Here is a 288-nt window from a genome sequence, read left to right on the forward strand (position 1 = left end):
TTCGACTCCCACCAAAAGGCCGTATGGTTTGCTGTCATTGACGTGCTCCTAATGATGCTGGCGATGTCATTGCTGTGTCAGTGGCGTCGACCAGGCTGGACTGAATCAGGTGCAGCCGTTCTACAAGCGCGTCTGTATGTTGCTTACGCTTTGCACCTGAAGCACCTGTCATCTTGAAGCACATCGTGACCAATTCAGCTAATTCTGCTCGAAGGCGGTTCCGCTCTCGATCGTTGTCCGACTCAGTAGCAAAATTCCCGTCAAGCACATGGAGGGCAACATTCCAAG

The 288-nt window shown here is 52.1% G+C and carries 1 protein-coding gene; it reads right to left on the bottom strand.

Going from position 1 to position 288, the window contains the following annotated elements:
- Positions 1-34: 34 nt before the first annotated feature.
- Positions 35-288: hypothetical protein (locus AC3XQU_RS23710; RefSeq protein WP_489876589.1), on the bottom strand; the 254-nt coding region annotated here is incomplete at its 5' end.

Source organism: Telluria sp. AZSoR62 (assembly GCF_058111565.1).